Source organism: Microcystis sp. M53603_WE2 (assembly GCF_030065435.1).
On the sequence record NZ_JASJFF010000309.1, the window covers coordinates 1 to 4,703 of the forward strand.

5 protein-coding genes are annotated in these 4,703 nt (G+C 44.8%); 1 reads left to right on the forward strand and 4 read right to left on the reverse strand.

The genetic code is table 11. From position 1 onward, the window contains the following. Positions 1–582: PEP-CTERM sorting domain-containing protein (locus PX481_RS06680; protein WP_288094065.1), on the reverse strand; the 582-nt coding region annotated here is incomplete at its 3' end. Positions 583–1,162: 580 nt separating this feature from the next. Then, positions 1,163–2,671, reverse strand: a complete 1,509-nt coding sequence (gene crtD, locus PX481_RS06685) for a C-3',4' desaturase CrtD (RefSeq protein WP_288094067.1) — start codon at positions 2,669–2,671, stop codon at positions 1,163–1,165. An 18-nt stretch (positions 2,672–2,689) separates the two neighbouring features. Here crtD and PX481_RS06690 point away from each other — a divergent pair, with 18 nt between their 5' ends. Further along, on the forward strand, positions 2,690–2,833 hold the full coding sequence (locus PX481_RS06690; protein WP_288094069.1) for a hypothetical protein: 144 nt from the start codon (positions 2,690–2,692) through the stop codon (positions 2,831–2,833). A 92-nt stretch (positions 2,834–2,925) separates the two neighbouring features. On the opposite strand, the gene thrB is transcribed toward PX481_RS06690, so the two are convergent. Together thrB and PX481_RS06700 are read right to left on the reverse strand one after the other, a co-directional pair. Then, a complete protein-coding gene (thrB, locus tag PX481_RS06695) occupies positions 2,926–3,843 on the reverse strand; it encodes a homoserine kinase (protein WP_002759894.1) in 918 nt (305 codons plus the stop codon). 2 nt (positions 3,844–3,845) lie between these two features. After that, a complete protein-coding gene (locus tag PX481_RS06700) occupies positions 3,846–4,556 on the reverse strand; it encodes a superoxide dismutase (protein WP_288094071.1) in 711 nt (236 codons plus the stop codon). Positions 4,557–4,703: the final 147 nt, after the last annotated feature.

Sequence of the window (4,703 nt, forward strand, 5' to 3'; positions counted from 1 at the left end):
AACTTTGGTGGCAAAGGAAGCATTGTCAATACTAAAACTATCGACATCTGTTGTATTATTGGCAAAGATAACAGAACTAAATTCTGCTGTCCCGATAATACCGAGAAACCCATTCTCTCCACCAATTGTAGGATTGATAGAAATAGTTTGGTCTCCTGTGCCATCGAAATTGCCAGTAAGAGTTAACTCATCAATGCGGGAAAAGTCAGCACCAAAAGCCAACACGGTAGCAGGAAACTGCCAGGTTATGGTATCAGAAGCACCCGCAAGTGTACCGGAAGCATTATCGTAAACACCAGGATTGACGATGCTGACACTGTTGTTATTAAACGAATTAGGCAGTGTGGGAGGAGCGGAATTAGTGGAAACAATCCCTGAATCTAGGGTAATTGACTGTGCCGAAGAAATAGTATTGCTAAAGGTATCAATGGTAATCTTGTACGAGGGGTTAGTGGCGAGTGCCGCTTCCCAGGCAGTCCGATTTGTATAAATGGTATAAGCACTAACAGAAGACACGCTACTTAACAGTAGAGTTACTGTCCCTGTGGCGAAAGCTAAAGAATTAAGGGCATTGAGCTTCACTAGGTTATTTCCTCTCATTAAAGGTGAATAAAAACCAGAGTATCAGAGCAGGTACGAAAAATCCTCTCATCTTTGTAAGGAATAATTACAACCCACCTTCCGCACTTCTTAACATTCAATTGATAATTTTTACTAATACATTGCTTACAACCCTTTGCCAGTAAAGATTGTAGCTACAAGGATCGATTTTCATCAAGGTGAAGAATTGTAATTTGTTTTCTCAGAAAAAATCAATTATTGAAAATGTTCTCAATAGTAGTTTCTACAATGAAGCTTTTTCGTCAAAACATCTTGGGGAATGTAAAAATATATAAAGGTATATGAAGATGTGCGGAATGTCGGATTTAATTCCACCCACCCACTTAACTAGGGTCTGCTGAAAAAGTTTTTCCTAGGGGCAGGGTGTAGGGTGTAGGGTGTGGGGTGTGGGGTTTTACCGATTTTGAGGGGGTCAATTACCTAATTTTCAGGGAAAAAGTACCTGAATTTTACCCCGATCACTGCCATATCTGGTACTTTTGGATTTCAAAAAAGGCTAAAAGTCTTATCCAGCAAGGTTTTTAGATTTATTCAGCAGACCCTAACTAGAAGCTAATAATTGATTCTCAATCTGTCTAACTACCGTGAGTGCCGAATAGCTGACTCCGGCAGTGCCTTCCCCCGGATGGGTGGAATCTCCCACTAACCAAAGATGGGGGATCGGAGTGCGCGTCGCTACTCCAAAAGGGCCAAAAGTGGACAATCTTTGACCAATACCGCCGACAATGCCCTGATTTCGCCCCGTAAACCGCTCAAAAGTACGAGGTGTAGCTGATTCGATGTGAACGATGTGATCAGGACTAAGATGGAAATAATTACCGAGACGATCGATCGCCTCTTGGGTGTATGCTGCTTTTAATTGCTGATAATTATCTTCTCCTTTTCGCCACCAAAGACTGGTATCGGTGAAGGAAGAAGCAATAATCGTCGCTTTTCCCGCTGGGGCGCGGCCATCCCCTTCTTTACTCACGGAAACAAACAAAGAGTTATTTTCGCCGATTATGCCATCGTAATCGTAGAGGAATTGCAAATGGGGGGGACAATCGGGGGGAATAGCAGCGCGATCGACTCCTAAGTAAACCACAAAAGCGCCAGATGCGGGGGGAAGTTTTTCAATTCTCCGGTGATAAAGACTGGGAATGGCTTCGCGATCGATTAATTGTGGTAAATTTTGGATCGGGATATTAGCCACAATCTCATCGGCCATTTCTGGATATATTTGGCCATTTTTTTGATTTATGACGATAATTCCGGTGGCTTTTCCCTTTTCTGTCAGTATTTTTTCCACTGTGTGACGCATTTGCAATTTACCGCCGTATTTTTCCAAAGCTGCTACTAGGCGATCGCTTAATACCTGCATACTACCCTGAAGGTGGGATAAACCTTGGGGAGACTGAGAAACTGCTAAAGCGGTGGCGGCATAAAGTAAAGCGGTTTCATCAGCAGTAACTTGGGAATAAAGCTTTAACTGGAGATCAAGGAAGGTTTTTAGGCGTTTATCCCTCTCTAAGCCGTATAATCGCAGAGCATCGCCCACAGTCATCAAAGTAAAGGGGAAGGTAATGGCAGTATCTACACGCAAAGCGGCGATTAATTGCCCTAAATCCCACCAGTTGCGCGGGGGTAAAACTGGATCGCGACTTTGAAAACGCCAACTTGCTTGAAAGAGTTTTTGTAATAATTGCCAAAAAGGTTCGCTGCCCGGAAATTGTTTTTGTCTTTCCTCTTGCCACTTTTGCGGATCGCGCCAGACGTTAATCGCAGTGGTTTCCCCCGGCAGAAAAACAGCACAAGCGGGATCACAGGGGACAGAATCGGGTAAATCTATCCCTAATTCGGCAAAAATGCGCTGATGAATGCCCCCTACTTCTAATCCTGCCACTTGAGTTGCCCCCACATCAAAAGTAAAACCCCGACGGGAAAAAGTCGAGGCACAACCTCCAGGTACAAGCGCCTGATCATATACTGTGACTTGATAACCTCGACGCGCCAATAATGCCGCCGCCGTTAGTCCGCCAATCCCTGCACCAATAACGGTAATTTGCGTCATTTTCTTAATAATTAGGGTTTGCTGAAAAAGTTTGTTGGTGGGGTTAGGAGTCAGGAGTCAGGAGTCAGGAGTCAGGAGATAGGAGTCAGGAGTCAGGAGTCAGGAGTCAGGAGTCAGGAGTCAGGAGTCAGGAGTCAGGAGTCAGGAGATTATTTTTATTGATTCTTCCCACACCCTACACCCCACACCCCACACCCTACACCCTACACCCCACACCCTACACCCCACACCCTACACCCATCTGCCAGGGACTCTTAACAGTTTACTTGGGCCCCTAGGGTATCTAAAGCTAAAATTTTCACCTCAGAGTTAATCCCCACTTGCTGCCAAGCATTTTTCATCTCTGTTGCTGTTTTTTGGGCATTGTCGGGGTTAGTTAAAGCCAATAGGGTGGGACCCGCGCCACTAATTACCATCCCGTAAGCACCCGCGTTAATGGCGGCTTTTTTCACCTTTTCGTAACCCGGGATCAAAGATTGGCGATAGGGTTGATGCAGTTTATCCTCTAGGGCAATTCTCAGCCAATCGCCGTTACCCGTCTCCAATCCCCGCAATAATAAACCCAAGCGGGAAATATTGAAAATTGCCTCCTGACGGCTAATTTTTTCCGGTAAAACCGCCCGAGCTTTTTCCGTAGCCAGTTCAAAATCGGGAATCGCTAGGACGGGAATGAGATTTTTTTGCCAAAATACTTGACAAATAGCCCAATCTGTGCTATATCCTGCCGATAGCTGACAGTTGCCCCGCAAAGCCGGCACCACATTATCTGGATGGCCCTCCAAGGCGATCGCTAATGCTTCGATTTCTCCCATAGATAAAGGATTCCCCGCGCATTGATTAGCAGCCACTAACCCGCCGATAATAGCAGTGGCAGAACTACCTAAACCTCTAGCCAGAGGAACCCCTAAACCGATCTCGATGACGATAGGGGGCGGATTCTGTCCTATTTTTTGATAAACTTGCAAAAAAGAGGTGTAGATTAAATTATCAGCACCTTGGCTAACTTTAGCTGATTCAGTTCCCTTGACAATAATTCTGACAGGGTTAGCTGTTGTTGCTGGCAGCAGGGTAAAAGTAAACTGATTATATAAGGTTAAGGCCGCTCCGAGACAATCGAAGCCGGGCCCAATATTAGCAGTGGTAGCGGGAACTGTAACCGTAAAAGTTGTCATCGTTAAGCTTTTGCCTGAACATAGCGGCGATTTACCTCCTCCCAGTTAACCACATTCCACCACTGTTTTAAATACTCAGCCCGTTGATTACGATATTTTAAGTAATAGGCGTGTTCCCAGACATCATTGCCCATAATTGGCTGTAATCCCATCATTAGGGGGCTATCTTGGTTAGCAGTGCTGATAATTTCCAGTTCTCCTGACTTATTTAAAACCAACCATGTCCAACCACTACCAAAAAGTTTAGTACCTGCTTGGTTGAAAGCGTTTTTAAATTCCTCGAAACTGCCAAATTTAGCGATTATTGCCGCTCCTATTTCTCCTGTTGGTTCGCCACCGCCATCGGGGGACATAATCTGCCAAAACATCGTATGATTAAGATCGCCGCCGCCATTATTGCGGATAGTGGTGCGAATATCGGCGGGTAAAGAGTCAAGATTTTTAATTAATTCTACTACTGTTTTTTTCTGCAATTCTGGATATTTTGCCACTGCCGTGTTGAGATTATTAACGTAGGCAGCATGGTGTTTATCGTGATGAAATTGCATCGTTTCCTTATCAATATAAGGTTCTAGGGCATCATAGCTATAGGGTAGGGCAATGAGACTATAGGGACCGGTAGCGGCAAAAGCGGGACGGTTAAAACCAGCAAGAGTGGCTGTGCCAAGGGTAGCACCTAAAAGATAAAGAAATTGACGGCGATCGAGAGACATATTCTCAGAGCAGATGTTCCGATTATCAATTATCCTATCGATCGGTGCCTTGGCAGACAAAAGTTTTTAAGTACCTAGGCAAAATTAATTACACATATCTAACCCCGCTCTTGCCTCTTGCCTCTTGCCTCTTGCCTATCTTCACTA

Coding starts and splice junctions, on each gene's coding strand:
- crtD (WP_288094067.1), bottom strand. CDS start 2,671: ATGACGCAAATTACCGTTATTGGTGCAGGGATTGGCGGACTAACGGCG.
- thrB (WP_002759894.1), bottom strand. CDS start 3,843: ATGACAACTTTTACGGTTACAGTTCCCGCTACCACTGCTAATATTGGG.
- PX481_RS06700 (WP_288094071.1), bottom strand. CDS start 4,556: ATGTCTCTCGATCGCCGTCAATTTCTTTATCTTTTAGGTGCTACCCTT.